The sequence below is a fragment of the Corynebacterium incognita genome (assembly GCF_014217255.1).
Lineage (GTDB): Bacteria > Actinomycetota > Actinomycetes > Mycobacteriales > Mycobacteriaceae > Corynebacterium > Corynebacterium incognitum.
On sequence record NZ_CP059404.1, the window covers coordinates 2,149,450 to 2,167,311 of the forward strand.

A 17,862-nucleotide genomic window follows, 5' to 3' on the forward strand; every position below is an offset into this window, starting at 1 on the left:
TGTCGTGCCGCCGTCAGCCTGCCGCGCCCAAACTGCCACACTTGCGCGGCTGCATCGCCGGAGGCGGCACTGAGTGGGGTACTTTGGGCGTGCCCTTATCACCACACTCGCGCGATTGCGGTGACCGGCGCCGATGTTTGTGGGGTACTTAGGCCACCTCGCCCTAACCGCCACACTCGCGCGATTGCGGTGACCGGCGCCGACGTTTGTGGGGTACTTAGGCCACCTCGCCCTAACCGCCACACTCGCGCGGCTGCGGTGAGGTGGGCCAGCCTGGATGGGGTACTTAGGCCGTGCGCCCAAACCGCCACACTCGCGCGGCTGCGGTGCTTGGGTCGGCGCCGAGTGGGGTGCTTGGGGCGCGGGCGGCGTCGAAAAGCGCAAAAGCCGGCAGCGGGAGAGCTGCCGGCGAAGTTGCGTAGAAGCGCTAGATGAACATGAGGATGGCGATGACCACCCACAGTAGGGAGAAGATGCCGCCGAACATGGACAGCTGGGACTTCATTTTGGCCCAGTCGAAGGAGCCTTCGGCACCCGGGTTAGCCAGGGCGTCCAGGGCCTTCTGCTGGCGGGGCACGATGAGGAAGAAGAGCAGCGCCCACGCGATGACCGAGAGCAGGATAGAGGCGTGGAACTGGCCCATCTTGCCGTAGGTAGCCATATCAGTCAGGAAGATCGTGATGCCGATGACCGGCACGATAGCCGAGAGCATGCCGTAGTTCTTCGTGATGTTAGCCAGCGTCTGTGCCGCGCCACGGGAGGCGACGTCGCCCTCAGAGGCCTTGAGCGCCTTGACCTGGAAGGAGGAAACGGCCACGGTGACCGGGCCGAGGAACAATATTGCCGCGAGAACGTGAAGTGCGATGAGGAAATTCATAATTCGGTACCCTACCTGTTTCCGCATGAAAAGTGGACTTCACCGGGCACTCAGCAGGCAGATGCGCCGCGTCGTGGCCACGTCTGCGCGGGGGACCGCGAGGCCGTAGTCGACGGCTACCGCCAGCACACGGCGCGCGTACCAGCACTGAGTACGCGGTGATGGCGGGAGCCATTGGGAGGGAAGCTGGTCTGATTTGTCGCGGTTGAGGTCTTTCGCCGTGGCAATTAAATTCCGCGGGTCGTTGGCAAAGCGTTGGCGCGTGGCGTCGTCCCACGAGTGCGCGCCCAAGTCCCACGCGGCGGCCAGCGGGAAGACGTGGTCCACCTCAATGGTCTGTGTCGCGATGGGGGCCGTGGCGTGGGCGTAAGGGTCGTAGAACGTGCCGATGTCTACTTTGCACGGGGAACCGGGTCCCGGTAGTCGTGCGGGACCGCTAGTTTGCCGAAGAATAGCGTCCTCCCGAGCGGTGCAATGCTCAAGGTCGGCCCACCCGGCGCCGAAGTGCTCCCGTTCGTAGCCGGGGGTCGCTGGGCGTTGCGGCACCACAGTGACCTGGGCCGCCAATGCGCTTGCCGACGGCAGCCCTGGCTCATCCGTGGCGTTGAGCCGCGGCCAGGCCAGGGTCGCTGCCCAGCACACCGTCGCGGTGGTCAGCAGCAGGAAGTAGAAACGCAAAAGGCTCACGCCCTAGTTGGACTAGGGGTGAGCCTTCTTTCGTTCCGGGGTGTTTAGGCGCGGGCCGTTCCCGGGTTGTTGTCCACCTGTGCGGCGGCTTCCTCGAAGGAAGCATCGGCATCGTCGCCGACGATGCGGGCCAGCTTGGTGGCGCGATCGAACTCGGAGGTGATCTTCTCGTTCGGGGCCTTGGTCATCCGGGAGACAACCACGGTGACCACGAGGGCGAGGAAGAAGCCTGGGACGATCTCGTAGAGGACGTCGGAAAGCGGGGACATACCCCACGCCAGGGAGACGACGGCGCCGGTGATCATGCCGGCGATGGCTCCGGTGGCGTTGAGACGACGCCAGTACAGCGACAGCAGAACCACTGGGCCGAAGGCGGAGCCGAAGCCGGCCCACGCGAAGCCGACGAGGCCCAGGATGGAGTCGGACGGGTTGATGGCCAGTACTGCTGCGATGAGGGAGACAGCCACGATCATCGTCCGGGAGAGGTTAATCAGGGTGTCCTGGGAAGGATGCTTCTTGGCGAAGATTTTGAACAGGTCCTCGATCAGTGAGGTGGAGACCACGAGCAGCTGGGAAGACATGGTGGACATGATGGCGGCGAGCACCGCAGTGAGCACCAAGCCTGCTGGCAGCGGGTGGAACATGACCTGAGCCAGGTCGAGGAATACGGTTTCGAAGTTTTCCTGGTCGGTGATCGAGTTGCCGGTCTCGGTGAAGAACACGGTGGAGACGAGCGCGACGAAGACTGCGCCCAGGATGGACAGGAACATCCAGGTGACGCCGTAGAAGCGTCCTGCGCGGGCGTCGGAAGGCTTGCGCAGGGCCATAAAGCGCACGATGATGTGCGGCTGGCCGAAGTAGCCCAGGCCCCAGGCTAGGTTGCCCACGATGACGCCGACGGAGACGCCCTTGACCAGGTTGAAGTAGTCGGGGTTGTCCACAACGCCGTTGGAGCCGTAGGGGTTCTCGGAGGCGAAAGTGAAGATGTCCATTGGGTTGTCCAGCGCCAGCAGCGCCATGACGGGGACGATCATAAGGGACAGGAACATGAGGACGCCCTGGACGACATCGGTGTAGGACACCGCGAGGAAGCCGCCGATGAAGGTGTAGGCCACGGTTACCGCGGCGACGATGATCATTCCGGTGAGGTAGTCGCCGTTGAAGGTGGACTCGAAGTAGCGGCCACCGGAGACCATGCCGGAGGAGATGTAGAAAGTAAAGAAGAAGATAATAATGACTGCGGCGATGATGCGGAGCAGTCGGGACTTGTCTCCCAAGCGGTTTTCAAAGAAGGAAGGGACCGTGATGGAGTTTTCTGCAACCTCAGAGTAGGAACGCAGGCGCGGGGCGACCCACTTCCAGTTGGCCCAGGCGCCGACGAGGAGGCCGACGGCCATCCAGATCTCGGACATCCCGGACAGGAATAGGGCGCCGGGGAGGCCCATGAGTAGCCAGCCGGACATATCTGAGGCGCCGGCGGATAATGCTGCCACGAACGGGTGGAGGCCGCGGCCGCCGAGGACGTAGTCGTCGTACTCGTCGGTCTGCTTGTAACTCCAGTATCCGATGGCGAGCATTGCGAATAGATAGATGATAATCGCAATGAGGTACCAAGTACTCTCAGCCATTTTTCTCCTTAAACTTGATGGCGCCGCGAGTCAGGGCGGCGCGGTGCACGTGAACTAGTCAGTCAAAATCTTCTCTAGAACTGTGTGATGCCTGTGTGTAACCTCTCTGCACAGGGACCTTGATCACGGTAACGGGATATTGAATGTGACCCAAACTATTTCACAGTGTGTTGTACGACTCAGTGGAGTCGGAAAATGTATGCATGCAGGGAACTTCGCAATAAATAACGAAACTGTAACGATCGTGAAAACTATGCAGAAAACTGCAGCCCGGCGGCGAAAATTCTCGCGGTGATAGAATATTCGGCATGTCTCAATACCTGGTACACGGTCTCTGGCTGCCCGTCTCGGGCCTGAGTCTGTGGATCGAACAGGTAGAAGGCCACAAGATTATGGTTCCGTCCAATGTGCCCGCGGGGACGTTCCCGGATGTAGTCGAACAGATGCTTGCGAAGAAGAGCTTTCGCAACCGGGCTCGCGTCTCGCTGCGTACCCCGAAGGGGCGGGATGTCTCGCTCATGGTGCCCATGGCGATGTATGCGCCAGAGGAAGCCATCAGGGTTCTCGAACAGCTCACTTTCGTGACCGAGTCGCAGAGTTCGGTGTCCCCGGAACACAAGGCAACGCTGGCGCCAGATCTTCTATGGCTTGTTCATGCCTACCGGGGTTTGCGTCGCTTCGTGAAAGCCGGCCGCGTTACCATCAGGCTTTCCTATCAGGCCGGCGAGTGGTTCCCCATGTGGCAGTTGGCTTCTGGGCTGGGGGAGCGCAGTTGGCTCGCTGAAATGCTCGGGTCGGCGCCCGGCGTGCTGGTGGCGAATAACCGATCGTTGAGCGAGGACCTCGCCAATGAACTAGTTCATTGGATCGCGTTCACCCACTTGCAACCCCTGCGCACTGAGCCGCGGCCTTATCCCTGGCACGAGTTTGCCGACGCCCTGTTGACCACGCGCCCCGTGCGGCGCGGCCGGGCCCAGCTGCTGCGCGCGCTGAATGAGTGGAAAGACTCGATTACCTCGGTGGATCTGCAACTGGTTTTTATCGTGGAGGAGCCGCCCGCAGTAGATAGCGAACTCGATGACGAGACCGCCGAAGCGCAGGCGGTGTGGCCGGTGCGCGTGCGTGTGCGCTCCGGTACTGACTCGCCGATGCCGGTGCGTTTGCAGGACTTGGATGTCGCGAGCGTCGAGAAGCTCCGGGAGGCCCACCGCCGTGCGGTTGCATTGGCGCCCCAACTGGAAACCCAAGGCGGAATTGCCCCCTTGGACGCAACGGTGGAGGGGGAGTGGGACGTGTTTTTATCCACCGCGGACGTGGTGGATTTCGTCTCTACTGGCGTAGAGAAAATGAAGGCGGCGGGGTTCACGGTCATGCTGCCGCGGGCGTGGGCGCATGCGGAGACCACCGCGAAATTGGACACTCGCGAGGTGCGCGACCCGGCCGTTGCCGCAACCTCGTCGCATCTGGGTATGGACAAGCTCATGGAGTACAACTGGCGGCTGTCCGTCGGCGACACTGAGCTTTCCGACGACGAGATGGAACGCCTCGTTCAATCCAAGTCCGGCCTCATCCGCCTCCGTGGCGAGTGGGTTATGGCGGACACCTCCGCGTTGGGCAAGATCCAGGACTACATGCAGCAGCTGTCCCAGAAGGCCCGGGATCGCAAGCGACAAGACGTCGAACGCCTCGCGGCCAAAGCGGAGCACGCGAAGCAATTAGATCTCCCCGGACGGCGGATGCTGCAGGCCGAAGCAGAGAAAGCGCGTGAAGAGTTCAACGCCCAGCACGCGGATGAGACCACCGGCGAACTCACCGTGACGGAGCTGCGGCAGCTGGCGTTGGAGTCTCTGGCTTCCGAGCCTGTGGAGTTTACGGGATCGACGTGGCACTCCAGCCTCGTGGGCGGCATGGCGACGCAGGCGCCCGATCGGGTGGAGATCCCCGATACCGTTCACGCGGAGTTGCGCGAATATCAGCGCCGTGGCGTCGATTGGCTGTATTGGATGTCACGCAACAACATTGGTGCCGTGCTCGCTGATGACATGGGCTTGGGCAAGACCCTGCAGCTGTTGTCGTTGTTGGCAGTCGAGCATACTCGCGATGAAGCTCCGGGCCCGACGCTCGTGGTGGCACCCACCTCGGTCGTGGGTAACTGGGCACGGGAAGCGTCAAAGTTTGTTCCCTCGCTGCGCGTGATGGTCCAGCATGGCCCCGCGCGCTTGAAGGATGCGGAGCTGGTCCACGCGGCCTCCGAGCACGACCTGGTAATCACTTCGTACGGCACCGTCGCCCGTGACTTCAAGACGCTGGGTGCGGTGGAGTGGGACCGGGTGGTGCTTGACGAGGCGCAGGCGATCAAGAACTCCACCACCAGGGCGTCCAAGGCGGTCCGCTCGCTGCCGTCGCGTCAACGCATCGCGCTGACGGGCACGCCGGTAGAAAACCGCCTGTCCGAGATGCGCTCGATTCTGGATTTCTGTAATCCGGGTGTGCTGGGCACTGCTAATTTCTTCCGCAACCATTTCGCCAAAGCCATCGAGCGGGACAACGATGAAACGATGGCGGAGCGCCTGCGGCTGCTCACCGCACCGTTCATCATGCGCCGATTAAAGACGGATCCGACGATCATCGACGATCTGCCGGAGAAGTCGGAGCAAATCATTACGGTCCGGATGACCAGCGAGCAGGCCAGCTTGTACAAGGCGCTTGTCGACGACGTGCAGAAGCGCCTCGAACAATCCCAGGGCATCGCGCGCCGCGGCCTCGTGCTCTCCTCGCTGACCCGTATCAAGCAAATCTGCAACCACCCTGCGCATTATCTCGGCGACGGCTCCGCGGTGACGCTGAAGGGCCAGCACCGCTCCGGCAAGGTGGCCGAGCTCATGCGGATCATCGACGAATCAGTCGAGGCGGGGGAGAAGGTGCTCATCTTCACCCAGTACAAGGCCTTCGGCGATATCTTGCAGCCGTACCTTTCTGAGCAGTACGGACGAGACATCCCGTTCTTGCATGGCGGCGTGACCAAGACGAAGCGCGATGCCATGGTGGAGGACTTCCAGGAATCCAGTGACGGCGCGCCGGCGATGATCCTCTCGCTGAAGGCGGGCGGTACTGGGCTCAACCTCACCGCGGCGAACGTTGTGGTGCACATGGATCGCTGGTGGAACCCCGCGGTGGAGAACCAGGCGACGGACCGCGCGTTCCGCATCGGACAGCAGCGCAACGTGCAGGTATACAAGATGATTACGGCGGGCACCCTGGAGGAATCCATCCAGGACATTGTGGACGGCAAGATGCACCTCGCCGGTGCAGTGGTCGGCGAGGGCGAGGGCTGGCTCACTGAGCTGGACGCGGATCAGTTGGCAGAGCTCATGAGCTACCGGGGCGCGGAACCTGGCGCCGACCGCCCCGGCGCTGGTCTCCAGTATCAGAAGGGAGAGGTATAGGTTATGGCACCACAAGGAGTGCGCGGTAACGGCGACGACGACAACGTCATCTACCTCAATTTCGGCCGCAAGCAGCGTGTGAACTCGGCCGCTGAGACCAGTGAACCTGAGCGGCGTTCGCCCCTCGACGCCGCGCGGGATCTGGTGCGTGAGACCGAGCGGCGTCGAGAAGCGCCGGGAACCTGGAATCCTGGTGACCTGAAACGCCATCTGGACAACCTCATCTTTGAACATGTCGAGTCCGGTCGCGCCAAGCGAGGGCTGACCTATGCACGCGCCGGGAACGTGGTGGACCTGGAATTGCGCGACGGCGCTGTGCACGGCCGGGTGGCCGGTAGTCAAAACGAGCCCTTCGCAGTGGTTATCCAACTTCCACGGCGCGACGGTGCCAAGCAAGCGGTGACCACACTTATCGCCGATGTCCCCAATGGCATGCAGCGCGCCCGCTCTGGGGAATTTTCCCAAGAGCTGCTTGACTACATACTCGGCGAGGAACCATTTGATCTGCGCATCAGCTGCGACTGCCCGGACCCGGAGCGGCTATGCAAACACGTGATGGCGGTGGCCACGCGCTGGAGCCAACGCCTGGAATCGGACCCTGAGCAGGTGTTGGCGCTGCGCGGACTGAGCTTCGCGACGATCGATGAGTCCGCCATCGCGCATGCGAATAAGGAAGCAGAACGCAACGCTGGGCTGGATACCGACGACTCCGGCGAGAGCGATGACGAACAGGCCCGCGCGGAACGCAATGAACGCTTCTGGAACGGGCGTCAACTGCCGGACCTACCCCGCCCCAAGGTGGCGCCCGCGTTGGATGACTCCGACCCCGACTTGCTCCGCAAGGCGATGCGCGCGGTGAGCTACACCAACATCGATTTGCTGCGTGCTATCAGCGACGTCGAAGACCTGTATCACGGTCTTACGCACTGATTTTCGATGGTCGTGAGCAACTGTCGAGCTGATGTCTGGGTCGTCTGCTAGAAACGTGAAGTATGACCCACACCCACAAAACCTCGTCACAGAGCACCAGTAGAAATAGCTCACACGCTGAGTCAGTCCGTTTTATTCATTCTTCGGACTGGCAGCTCGGCATGTATCGCCACTTTCTGGCCGATGGCGGCGGCGACAAGGCCGAAGCCCAGGCGCGCTTTTCCGCAGCGCGCCTGCGTGCCGTTGCCGCGCTGGGTGAACTGTCGGAGGAGGTGGATGCGGAGTTCATCGTCGTCGCGGGGGACGTTTTTGATTACAACTCGTTGACCCGCCAGACGGAGGGGCGCATCTGGGAAGTGCTCAAGGCATTACCGGTGCCGGTCTATCTACTGCCCGGTAACCATGATCCCTTGGTGGCGCATTCCATCTTCCACAAAACGAAGGATCTCGACGGGGTCTACTATTTCGCAGACATCGAACCGCTGGAGGTGCGCCCGGGTGTGGAACTTATCGGGGCGCCGCTGCGCGCGCGAACCGCTACTACGGATCTGGTGGCTGACGCCATCGCTGGCCTCGACCCTGATCCGAGGATCCGGATCGTCGTGGGGCACGGTCAGGTCCAAGGCCGCTCGAGCGAGCCGAAGCCGGACCTGATTGACCTCAATAATGTGGAAGAGAATCTGCGTGCCGGCGCCATCGACTACGTGGCGCTGGGCGATACGCATAACACTGAAGAGCTGGGTTCCACGGGTGCGGTGTGGTTCTCCGGCAGCCCGGAGGTCACCGACTTCCATGACTTGGACTCGGCGGGTGGCGGCGAACATGATTCGGGCAATGCCTTGGTCGTGGACATTACCAAGGACGGACCCGGGCAAGCGCAGGTGAGCGTGGACAAACGCGAAGTAGGGACGTGGACTTTTGATACCTTCAAAGAGAGTTTGAGCTCTTCTGAAGATGTTGACCGCTTCATCCAACGCCTTGAGGCGTATCCCCGCAAAGACTCCACTGTGGTGAAGTACGCCCTGGAGGGGGCAATCGGAATGGAAGACAACCGCCGGCTGGAAGAGGAACTGGAGCGCCTCCGGCCGGTGTTCGCGAATATTTATCCGCGGGAACGGCTCATGGATCTCATCATTGCGCCGTCTGAAGATGAGCTTGCCAATGCGGATATCAGCGGCTTCGCACAAGCCGCTCTAGATGAATTAGTAGCCGACATGGACCATGATCCCACTGCGCGGGATGCTGCCAACCTGCTTTACCGTCTTGCTCGAAAGGAAGGCTAGGCCGCCATGAAGTTGCACAGCATTGAGATTGAAAACATGCGCTCCATCGAGCGCCTGCGCTTAGACGACATTCCGGACAACGGCGTGTTGGTAATCTCCGGGCCGAATGAATCCGGCAAGTCCACTATCGCAGAAGCCATCAACCTAGTCCTCAACACCAAGCACACCACGAAGCACAAAGATGTCATGGCGATGGGCACTGTGGGCAAGGATGCGCCATTGACCGTGAGGTTGGAGGCGACCGTCGGCCCGTATCGGTTCACGGTTCTCAAGCAGTTCCTGAAGCAGCGGAAGTGTGAGCTGACCATCACTGCTCCGCAGCGCCGCGAGCTGCGCGGTGAAGAGGCACACGACGAGCTCCAACGCATTCTCGATGAATATGTGGATGCCTCGTTGCGGGAGACCCTGTTTATGCGCCAAGATGACCTCAATGATGGTATCGCCGCTGCAGGCATACCTTCCGTATCCGCTGCGCTAGGCGAGGCTGCCCGCGTCTCCACGGCCGTTGATGATCCCCGTGACTCCGAGTCCCAGGTCGAGTTGGGACAGCATGACACCGAACTGTTCCAGGAAGTGGAACGCCGCTATTTTCAGTTTTTCAGCAAGACCGGCAAGCCCGTGAAGGAATACGCCAAGGCTCAGGACAATCTTGAGCAGGCTGAGAATGCGTTGGAGGAAGCGCGGCGCAGCGTCGCAGAACTTGAAGGTGACGTGGAAGCACACCGCGAGCAGTCGCTGCGCCTAGAATCGGCGCGCCGGTCATTGCCAGAGGCCCAGCGGGAATATGAAGCCTATTCCGTGGAGTTGGACGCCCTCGAGGCCGTCGAGCGGAAACTTGAACTGGCTATTAACCAAGTATCTCGACAGGAGGCCCTGCGCGACAACGCGGCCGCGAAGGTTGCGGAGCGCCGACACCTGCGCGACGTGCTCGCGGAGAAGGAAGCCGCGGTGGTGGCGATAGAGGAGAAGTTCCCTGCCTTAAAGGAACGCGCCACCGTAGAAGAGAACACGATCACTGCGCTGAACAAAGAATTGGAGGAAAAGAGGGGTGCGGTGGACTCCGCCAAGGCAGCGCGGAAGGAGGCCGCGGCAGCGGTTCACCTGGCGCAAAACCGCGACCGGGCGGCGCAGTTGCGCGATACGCTGCAAGCAATCGATGGCATCGACGCCGACATGGCCGCGGCCCAAGAAAAGCTGGCCGCGTTAGCGCCGCGGGTTAAAGACAAGGACGTTGATACGGCGGAACAGTTGCGCAACACCGCGGACCAGCTCCGGGAACGGATTAGCGCAAGTGCCGCTAAGTTGCGGGTTACTTCCACCGGGGAAGACACTCTCAACGTTGACGGTGTCGAGCACGTAGTTTCCGTTTCGGGCGACGAGTTGGTGGTGGAGCTGGGGGCTGGCACGGAGATCACCGTGGGATCGCTGCGTGCTGTTTTTGATCCCGGTCGCACGGCCCGGGAGCTAGAAAAAGACCGCGCGGAGCGCACTCGGGTCGAAGAAGAATTCGCTCAGCTCATCGAGCGCTTCGGGGTGGAAAGTCTCGCTGAACTGCGGCAGCAGAAGCGGGAGCAAGACGAACTGGAACAAGAAATCAATGGGCTCAAACGGCAGCGCGCCGCCGTGGTTTCTACTCTCCGGGGCAGCGATTCTTCCCAGGCGGATGTGGCAGCTTTGCGGGCCGAGCTAAAGGCCATTGAGGCAGCTATCGAACAGCATCAGGAAGTCGCCACGAGCAGCGGGGAAGAGTTGACACTGGATGCAGCTCGCAGGGCTCTTGATGAGGCGGAGCAGGCCGTCGACGACGCCGCTGCGGCGGTCGACGCAGTAGGGGCTCAGCTTGAACCCTGGCAGGCGAGAAAGGCGACCATCGCGCTGTCTGAGGCGAATGCACAGCGTGCTGGCGTCATCGAAGCCCGTGAGGAAGCCCGTCAGGTTTTGAACACGGCCGTGGAAAGCAACAGCGACGAGGACCTGAACACTGCAGTGGAGGAGGCCGAGGCTTCATTAGCGGCTGCCTGCCGGGAACGAGACACACAGCGGGCCGTGCTGGAAGAAAAGGACGTCGAGCAGCTGCGACGCCGTGCTACTGCTGCGGAAACAGCCGTGGCAACGCATAAGGAGACCATTGAGAACGCCGCACTGAAGCTTGCCGGCCTCGAGGCGAGAATCTCGCATGCCGCCGGTGCCGAAGAGGAGCTTCAGCGAGCGGAGATGCGGGTAGAGCAGTTTAGCGCGGAAGCTGCCAGCCTCGAGCGACAGGCCCGCGCAGTGAAACTCCTGCGGGAAACGTTGGTGCGTCACCGCGATGCAGCGCGTGCGCGGTACGCAGCACCTTTTGTTTCTCGCCTGGCGGGGTTGGCAAGCGTGGTGTTTGGTAAGGGCGTCAACTTCGAGCTGGACGATGAGCTGAACGTAGTGTCGCGGACTAAGGACGGTCGCACCGTAGAGCTCGGGGCATTATCGGGTGGTGCGAAGGAACAGCTCCGGATGCTCACGCGCTTCGCCATTGCGGACCTGGTCGCTGATAGCAGCAGTACAGATCAGGAATCCAATAGTAGACGAATCGGAGGTAGGGAACCGGTACCGGTAATCGTTGACGATGCGCTGGGTTCCACCGACACTGGGCGCCTTCTCGATATGGCCGCGGTGTTCAACGCCGTGGGCGCGAACAATCAAGTGGTTGTGTTCACCTGTGTCCCGGAGCGCTATTCCGGTGTGCGCGACAAAACCGAGCGCAGTATGCGGGAACTGAAGTTGGCATGACAATAGTCACGATTTTTCAGAAAGGTATTGCATCCTGTGGGTTTCTTACATAATCTAAAGCGATAACTATTGAAAACGAGTGTGTTTAGTTGGGCTTGTGCCCAGGTACTAAATCAGGATAGATTGTTGACGTGACTACAAACCCGCGATGGCTCAATGGCCAAGAACAGGACTTCTGGCGTACCTATCTCGCCGCAATGCGCAAGGTAGACCGTGGTATGGACGAGACCCTCTTGCTGGGAAGCGAGATCTCCGCATCGGAGTTCGCGGTGCTCGTTACTCTTTCTGAAGCCGACGATCGCTGCCTGCGTCTTCGCGAGCTGTGTGCCGAGTTGGATTGGGATCGTTCCCGCACCTCCCACCAGGTCACCCGCATGGAGCGCCGCGGCATCGTGGAAAAGTCCAAGGCAAAAGGCGATGGACGTGGAATCGTCGTTCGCCTCACGGATACGGGGTTTGAACGGCTGAAAAACGCCGCTCCGAATCACGTGGAGTCCGTGCGCCGCCTTGTATTCGACCACTTAGATCCCGCGGACTTACCGGTGTTCAAGAAGTTCTTCGACGGCATTCTTGCCGTCGATAATGTTCCGGGCGTGCCGGGGTTCCCGGGCGACGACCTCTTGCCCGCGTCCCGCGCCTAATCAGTACGCCCCAGGTCAAGTTCAGGGCCGGGTCAGGGGAAAGATCAGGGATCGCCCTGATGCGTTCCTTCGAGTAGTTGGGTTCAATGGAAAGTGCCAAAAGAAAACAACATTGGACCAGATACACAAGGAGGCTCGCCATGAATTCCATGAATGGCAACGACAACGATATTCCGAAGGCCACCTACAACGACGGCTTCATGAACCACTCGGAACCCACCCCGGTCTTGCAGCGCCGACTCCACCGCTCCACCACCGACAACATGGTCGGCGGCGTTCTGGGCGGTATCGGCGAGACCTACGGCATCAACTCCACTCTGGTACGAGTGCTGTTCATCTGCTCGTTCTTGCTCCCCGGTCCGCAGCTTCTGGCGTACCTCATCATGTGGATCATCATGCCGCGCGGCTAAACCGCTAGGATGGGGCGCGGTGCCAATTATGCGCCGCGCCCTTTGTCGTCTCACCAGAAAGGCCGTGATGGACCCATGATGAGCCAAGACCTCTTCGAGGACGTCGAGAAGCAATACTCGCTGTACCGCATTACGTCCTTTACTCAGGAGTCTCAGGTATTGGGGGATCCAGAGGACTTCACCGATGGTGAGCCCACTGCGGACCAAGCCGAGGTCATGGAAGGGATGCTCGCCGAGAACCAGGGTAAAGCCTTGACCTACGATGAATCATTCGGCTTGTGGATTGCTGGGGCCGAGGAGGACATCGCGCGCATGTTCGCCGATCGCGACGAGTTTGTGGACGCGCTAGAAAACGGCGAGGATCCAGGAGTGGTCTAGCGTGCCGACGCCGTGGGTGCCCCCGCTGGGTAGGGGACACGGCCTCATATCGTTACCCTCTGGTGACATTCAGGGGATAGCGCGCTATACTTTACTCGTCTACCAGCTTATTTTTAGAGAGGAACCACGGCATGAGCAACATCATCGCTGAGCGTGACGCCCAGGCGCAGCGCGAGCAGGAAGCACGCGACAATGACTCCTTCTTCAGCGAGGTCTTCGGCCCGTGGCTCGCAGGCGCTATCTTCACTTTTGTTCTGATCGGCGCCATGATGCTCGGCATGTTGGCTCTGGAGCCGGGCCCGTTCCAGCTCTAGTTTTTAGCTACCCTGACCCCGCCTTGGTGCGGGGTATTTTCGGGGTTAAGTAGCAAAAAGTGTGTCTCTCGGCGTGTCGTCGGTAGACACACTTCTTTTATCGGAGGGGGCCTTTTCTGATGCCGATGTTGTGTTGGTATTCGTCTCCGATAGCCTTGTCATAGAGGGCTGGGCGTCCGGTTTCGTTATCGGCGGCGTTGAGGTCTTCTGGTTCTAGATCGGTAACTTTGGCGAGTTGATCTAGTCCAAAATTGCACTGCCTGGCGATCTGTAGTGGGTCGTCAGGCAGTTGTGTTTTAGCATTGAGCCACCATTCCAGCATTTTGCGTTGCCGTTCTCCGCTTCGCCCTCGGTGCATTCTTGCTAAGAGCTTCAGTTGGGAGTTGATGCCGCCTTCCAGGCTATTTGTGGTTGATGCCCACGAAGTATCTGTCGATTCTGATGAGGGTTCGAGGTAGGTAAATAGGTATCCTTGTTTGCTGAGATGAAGTAGTGAGTTGTAGGCCTTGCGGACTCTGACGTGGGTGTATTCCCAGGTTCGGGTAGCCGTGCGTCGTTCTTTCGGTAGGGGTGTCTTTTCGTTGAGGAACGATTTGTAGACTTCGCCGAATTCATGCAGGTTGATCACCCATTCAGCGGCTTGTTCGGTGTTGGTTATCTGAGTCAGTTTTAACGATAAGGAGTAGATGGTGTTCCCGGCTGGGGTGCGGGGTCGGATGGTGGGGTACCGGCGGACAACACGTTGAGCATGGACAAGGCAGCGTTGAATTCGAGTGGTGGGCCAGCATGATTTGATCGCACTGTAGGCTCCTTGACCGCCGTCTAGAACAACGCATAACGGTGGCGCTAAGTGCTTGAGTAATTGGGTGTATGCGTAGGTTGATTCGCTTGTGGCCCAATGCCAGCACAGGACGTGGCTGCGTGTAGAAGCTATCAGAAGGCATCCGGCGGAAGTGTAGGTACCGTCGATAAAAACTTGATCGTAAATGCGATGCGGGTCTGGGGTATTGGGCACATCGATGTACCAAAAGGTTCTGAACCTGCGGTCTAAGGTCCATCTACTGACTCCACGGCGTGCAGCGATGTCAGCGAGCGTTTGGTGGCCGGTGACGTAGCTGTAGAAGTCGTTGAAGGCAGTGGCTTGGTGGATATCGGTGCGTTTTCGGGTGTGGGATTGTCGGCAGTTGGGGTTGGTGCATCGCCATCGTGTTGTACCGGCGGTCGTTGTGCCGTTTTTTTTCATTGGCCCTGCACAACCAGGGCACCGGGGTCTGTTTGTGGTCACTGACTAAGCAAACAGCACACCTGTACCACACGTTCGTGTCAGATCCCGATATTGAAGCAGAATCGGCTTGGAATAACACCTTGAAAGCTATTCCAAGCCGATTTTGAGAGCCTAACCAGCAACAACCGTCAAAAGCAGACACACTTTTTGCTACTTAACCCTATTTTCGTTTTTCTGGGAGACCAGTTTTCTAGGAGAAAAGCAGGGTTAAACGACAGAAAGTGTGTCTGGATTCGGTGACTTGTAGTGGTTGACCTCTAGGTTTCAGAGAAGTATATGCTCCGGGAGCATATATCTGGCTCCGGGACGGTAAATCCACGGTGTGGCAGCAGTGATGTGCTACATGCGGCGTGGTGTGGTGTCACAATGTCAAAGAACCAACCACGCTGCCACTGCGGCGGTGAGATGAAACGCAACGGCACCACCAGCAAAGGAACTACCAGGTGGCGATGCAAACACTGCGGCGCGTCGCGTGTGAAGCGCCGGATCGACATCACCAATTCCACGGGTTTTACCGCCTTCATTGACCACCTGACCACTGGCGCCAGCCTCGATACCATTGCCAGCCGTGTGGGATGCTCGCCGCGCACACTGCAACGCCGCTTCGAACCCTTCTGGCTCGTTGACGTACCCGATCCAACCATCGGACACATCGGGCGGGTCTACGACCAGGTGTTTCTAGACGGCACATATACCGCCGGCGGCTGTTTGATCATTGCCGCCACTATCGACCATGTCATCGCCTGGCACTGGTGCAAACACGAAACCACGCGCGACTACCAACGACTTCTCGAGCGCATCGAAGCCCCACTTATCGCCGTTATCGATGGCGGCCAGGGAGCGTTTAGCGCGATCAAAAAGTGCTGGCCCACCACGAAAATCCAGCGTTGCCTCGTGCACGCCCAACGCGTGGTACGCCGCTACACCACCTCACGTCCCCGCACTGATGCTGGGCGCACCATCTACCGACTGGCGCTGAAACTGACCCGGATCACCACCCTGGACCAAGCAGCAGCATGGGGTGCGCAACTGCACGAATTCTCCACGATCTACCGTTCCTGGATGGACGAGAAAACCACGGTCAAAGACCCTAAAACAGGTACATGGACCCGCACGTGGACACATCACAACGTGCGCAAGGCCTACAACAGCCTCAACCACCTCTGGCGCTCCGACCTGCTGTTTGTCTACCTCACCCCACCAGAAGGTGTGCTGGAGAAAAACCGGATTAAATCCACCACCAACAGCCTTGAAGGCGGCATCAACTCCCAGATCAAACTACTTGCCAGAACACACCGCGGAAGATCAGGCGAACGACAACGCCGGATGCTGGATTGGTGGCTCTACTTAAAAACCGAACTGCCCGACGATCCAGCACGAATCGCCAGGCAGTCCAACTGGGGCCAGGACCAACTCGCCAAAGTTTCCACCCTGACCCAACACGAGAACCAAGCCGACCACGAAACAGGACGACCAGCCCTCTACGACAACGCTATCGACACCGACTACACCCACTCAATCGGCATCCAGAAAGGCCAAATCTAACCCCCACGCGACACGCGGGTTAAGTAGCAAAAAGTGTGTCTGCTTTTGACGGTTGTTGCTGGTTAGGCTCTCAAAATCGGCTTGGAATAGCTTTCAAGGTGTTATTCCAAGCCGATTCTGCTTCAATATCGGGATCTGACACGAACGTGTGGTACAGGTGTGCTGTTTGCTTAGTCAGTGACCACAAACAGACCCCGGTGCCCTGGTTGTGCAGGGCCAATGAAGAAAAACGGCACAACGACCGCCGGTACAACACGATGGCGATGCACCAACCCCAACTGCCGACAATCCCACACCCGAAAACGCACCGATATCCACCAAGCCACTGCCTTCAACGACTTCTACAGCTACGTCACCGGCCACCAAACGCTCGCTGACATCGCTGCACGCCGTGGAGTCAGTAGATGGACCTTAGACCGCAGGTTCAGAACCTTTTGGTACATCGATGTGCCCAATACCCCAGACCCGCATCGCATTTACGATCAAGTTTTTATCGACGGTACCTACACTTCCGCCGGATGCCTTCTGATAGCTTCTACACGCAGCCACGTCCTGTGCTGGCAGTGGGCCACAAGCGAATCAACCTACGCATACACCCAATTACTCAAGCACTTAGCGCCACCGTTATGCGTTGTTCTAGACGGCGGTCAAGGAGCCTACAGTGCGATCAAATCATGCTGGCCCACCACTCGAATTCAACGCTGCCTTGTCCATGCTCAACGTGTTGTCCGCCGGTACACCACCAGCCGACCGCGCACCCCAGCCGGGCACACCATCTACGCCCTAGCGTTAAAACTGACTCAGATAACCAACACCGAACAAGCCGCTGAATGGGTGATCAACCTGCATGAATTCGGCGAAGTCTACAAATCGTTCCTCAACGAAAAGACACCCCTACCGAAAGAACGACGCACGGCTACCCGAACCTGGGAATACACCCACGTCAGAGTCCGCAAGGCCTACAACTCACTACTTCATCTCAGCAAACAAGGATACCTATTTACCTACCTCGAACCCTCATCAGAATCGACAGATACTTCGTGGGCATCAACCACAAATAGCCTGGAAGGCGGCATCAACTCCCAACTGAAGCTCTTAGCAAGAATGCACCGAGGGCGAAGCGGAGAACGGCAACGCAAAATGCTGGAATGGTGGCTCAATGCTAAAACACAACTGCCTGACGACCCACTACAGATCGCCAGGCAGTGCAATTTTGGACTAGATCAACTCGCCAAAGTTACCGATCTAGAACCAGAAGACCTCAACGCCGCCGATAACGAAACCGGACGCCCAGCCCTCTATGACAAGGCTATCGGAGACGAATACCAACACAACATCGGCATCAGAAAAGGCCCCCTCCGATAAAAGAAGTGTGTCTACCGACGACACGCCGAGAGACACACTTTTTGCTACTTAACCCCGACACGCCGAGCCAGACACACATTTTGTCGTTTAAGCCGAAAAGCAAGACCGGCGGCTCTGCATTCTGCAGAAACCGCCGGTCAATGCGTGTCCCCGACAGGGATCGAACCTGCGACCTTCGGTACCGGAAACCGATGCTCTAATCCGCTGAGCTACGGAGACAGTGTGCTGCCCGTGGTGTTGGGCAACAACGATGTGATTCTAGCACCAATCAGCGCGCGGACGGGAATCCGGGTGCCCGCGCGCGAGT

At 59.3% G+C, this 17,862-nt stretch carries 14 protein-coding genes and 1 tRNA gene; 10 read left to right on the forward strand and 5 right to left on the reverse strand.

The genetic code is table 11. From position 1 onward, the window contains the following. Nucleotides 1-427: 427 nt before the first annotated feature. Genes H0194_RS09995 through putP form a run of 3 tightly spaced genes read right to left on the reverse strand, consistent with a single transcriptional unit; the run spans nucleotide 428 to nucleotide 3,192 of the window. Complete coding sequence (locus H0194_RS09995; protein ID WP_185176996.1) at nucleotides 428-880, reverse strand: DUF2269 domain-containing protein; 453 nt, start codon at nucleotides 878-880, stop codon at nucleotides 428-430. Nucleotides 881-916: 36 nt separating this feature from the next. Further along, nucleotides 917-1,564, reverse strand: coding sequence for an HNH endonuclease family protein (locus H0194_RS10000; protein WP_185175728.1), 648 nt, complete (start codon nucleotides 1,562-1,564; stop codon nucleotides 917-919). A 44-nt stretch (nucleotides 1,565-1,608) separates the two neighbouring features. After that, nucleotides 1,609-3,192: a sodium/proline symporter PutP gene (putP, locus tag H0194_RS10005; protein WP_185175729.1), complete on the reverse strand. Its 1,584-nt coding sequence runs from the start codon at nucleotides 3,190-3,192 to the stop codon at nucleotides 1,609-1,611. Nucleotides 3,193-3,500: 308 nt separating this feature from the next. Here putP and H0194_RS10010 point away from each other — a divergent pair, with 308 nt between their 5' ends. The 8 genes from H0194_RS10010 (at nucleotide 3,501) to H0194_RS10045 (ending at nucleotide 13,360) form a co-directional block, all read left to right on the forward strand. After that, on the forward strand, nucleotides 3,501-6,638 hold the full coding sequence (locus tag H0194_RS10010; RefSeq protein ID WP_185175730.1) for a DEAD/DEAH box helicase: 3,138 nt from the start codon (nucleotides 3,501-3,503) through the stop codon (nucleotides 6,636-6,638). A 3-nt stretch (nucleotides 6,639-6,641) separates the two neighbouring features. Continuing rightward, nucleotides 6,642-7,568: a hypothetical protein gene (locus tag H0194_RS10015; RefSeq protein WP_185175731.1), complete on the forward strand. Its 927-nt coding sequence runs from the start codon at nucleotides 6,642-6,644 to the stop codon at nucleotides 7,566-7,568. Between the two features lie 62 nt (nucleotides 7,569-7,630). After that, the gene (locus tag H0194_RS10020) at nucleotides 7,631-8,851 is read left to right on the forward strand and encodes a metallophosphoesterase family protein (RefSeq protein ID WP_185175732.1); all 1,221 of its coding nucleotides are present in this window, start codon (nucleotides 7,631-7,633) and stop codon (nucleotides 8,849-8,851) included. 6 nt (nucleotides 8,852-8,857) lie between these two features. Then, a complete protein-coding gene (locus H0194_RS10025; protein WP_185175733.1) occupies nucleotides 8,858-11,617 on the forward strand; it encodes an AAA family ATPase in 2,760 nt (919 codons plus the stop codon). A 131-nt stretch (nucleotides 11,618-11,748) separates the two neighbouring features. Continuing rightward, entirely contained in the window at nucleotides 11,749-12,258 is a 510-nt protein-coding gene (locus tag H0194_RS10030; RefSeq protein ID WP_185175734.1) for a MarR family winged helix-turn-helix transcriptional regulator, read from the forward strand. A 200-nt stretch (nucleotides 12,259-12,458) separates the two neighbouring features. Next, nucleotides 12,459-12,668, forward strand: a complete 210-nt coding sequence (locus H0194_RS10035) for a PspC domain-containing protein (RefSeq protein ID WP_185176997.1) — start codon at nucleotides 12,459-12,461, stop codon at nucleotides 12,666-12,668. Between the two features lie 75 nt (nucleotides 12,669-12,743). Further along, a complete protein-coding gene (locus H0194_RS10040) occupies nucleotides 12,744-13,046 on the forward strand; it encodes a molecular chaperone GrpE (RefSeq protein ID WP_185175735.1) in 303 nt (100 codons plus the stop codon). 131 nt (nucleotides 13,047-13,177) lie between these two features. Next, nucleotides 13,178-13,360, forward strand: a complete 183-nt coding sequence (locus H0194_RS10045) for a hypothetical protein (RefSeq protein ID WP_185175736.1) — start codon at nucleotides 13,178-13,180, stop codon at nucleotides 13,358-13,360. A 97-nt stretch (nucleotides 13,361-13,457) separates the two neighbouring features. On the opposite strand, the gene H0194_RS10050 is transcribed toward H0194_RS10045, so the two are convergent. After that, nucleotides 13,458-14,645: an IS1249 family transposase gene (locus H0194_RS10050; protein ID WP_185175737.1), complete on the reverse strand. Its 1,188-nt coding sequence runs from the start codon at nucleotides 14,643-14,645 to the stop codon at nucleotides 13,458-13,460. A 366-nt stretch (nucleotides 14,646-15,011) separates the two neighbouring features. Between H0194_RS10050 and H0194_RS10055 the strand changes: the two genes are divergently transcribed. After that, nucleotides 15,012-16,190, forward strand: coding sequence for an IS256-like element IS3507 family transposase (locus H0194_RS10055; RefSeq protein ID WP_185175509.1), 1,179 nt, complete (start codon nucleotides 15,012-15,014; stop codon nucleotides 16,188-16,190). 177 nt (nucleotides 16,191-16,367) lie between these two features. Beyond that, the gene (locus H0194_RS10060) at nucleotides 16,368-17,555 is read left to right on the forward strand and encodes an IS1249 family transposase (protein ID WP_185175738.1); all 1,188 of its coding nucleotides are present in this window, start codon (nucleotides 16,368-16,370) and stop codon (nucleotides 17,553-17,555) included. A 145-nt stretch (nucleotides 17,556-17,700) separates the two neighbouring features. Here the strand turns inward: H0194_RS10060 and H0194_RS10065 are convergent. Then, nucleotides 17,701-17,774: transfer RNA gene (locus H0194_RS10065), tRNA-Arg, on the reverse strand. Between the last annotated feature and the right edge of the window lie 88 nt (nucleotides 17,775-17,862).

Excerpts from the sequence above, each read along its gene's own strand:
- putP (WP_185175729.1), bottom strand. The coding sequence starts at position 3,192 with ATGGCTGAGAGTACTTGGTACCTCATTGCGATTATCATCTATCTATTC.
- H0194_RS10010 (WP_185175730.1), top strand. The coding sequence starts at position 3,501 with ATGTCTCAATACCTGGTACACGGTCTCTGGCTGCCCGTCTCGGGCCTG.
- H0194_RS10015 (WP_185175731.1), top strand. The coding sequence starts at position 6,642 with ATGGCACCACAAGGAGTGCGCGGTAACGGCGACGACGACAACGTCATC.
- H0194_RS10020 (WP_185175732.1), top strand. The coding sequence starts at position 7,631 with ATGACCCACACCCACAAAACCTCGTCACAGAGCACCAGTAGAAATAGC.
- H0194_RS10025 (WP_185175733.1), top strand. The coding sequence starts at position 8,858 with ATGAAGTTGCACAGCATTGAGATTGAAAACATGCGCTCCATCGAGCGC.
- H0194_RS10035 (WP_185176997.1), top strand. The coding sequence starts at position 12,459 with ATGAACCACTCGGAACCCACCCCGGTCTTGCAGCGCCGACTCCACCGC.
- H0194_RS10040 (WP_185175735.1), top strand. The coding sequence starts at position 12,744 with ATGATGAGCCAAGACCTCTTCGAGGACGTCGAGAAGCAATACTCGCTG.
- H0194_RS10045 (WP_185175736.1), top strand. The coding sequence starts at position 13,178 with ATGAGCAACATCATCGCTGAGCGTGACGCCCAGGCGCAGCGCGAGCAG.
- H0194_RS10055 (WP_185175509.1), top strand. The coding sequence starts at position 15,012 with ATGTCAAAGAACCAACCACGCTGCCACTGCGGCGGTGAGATGAAACGC.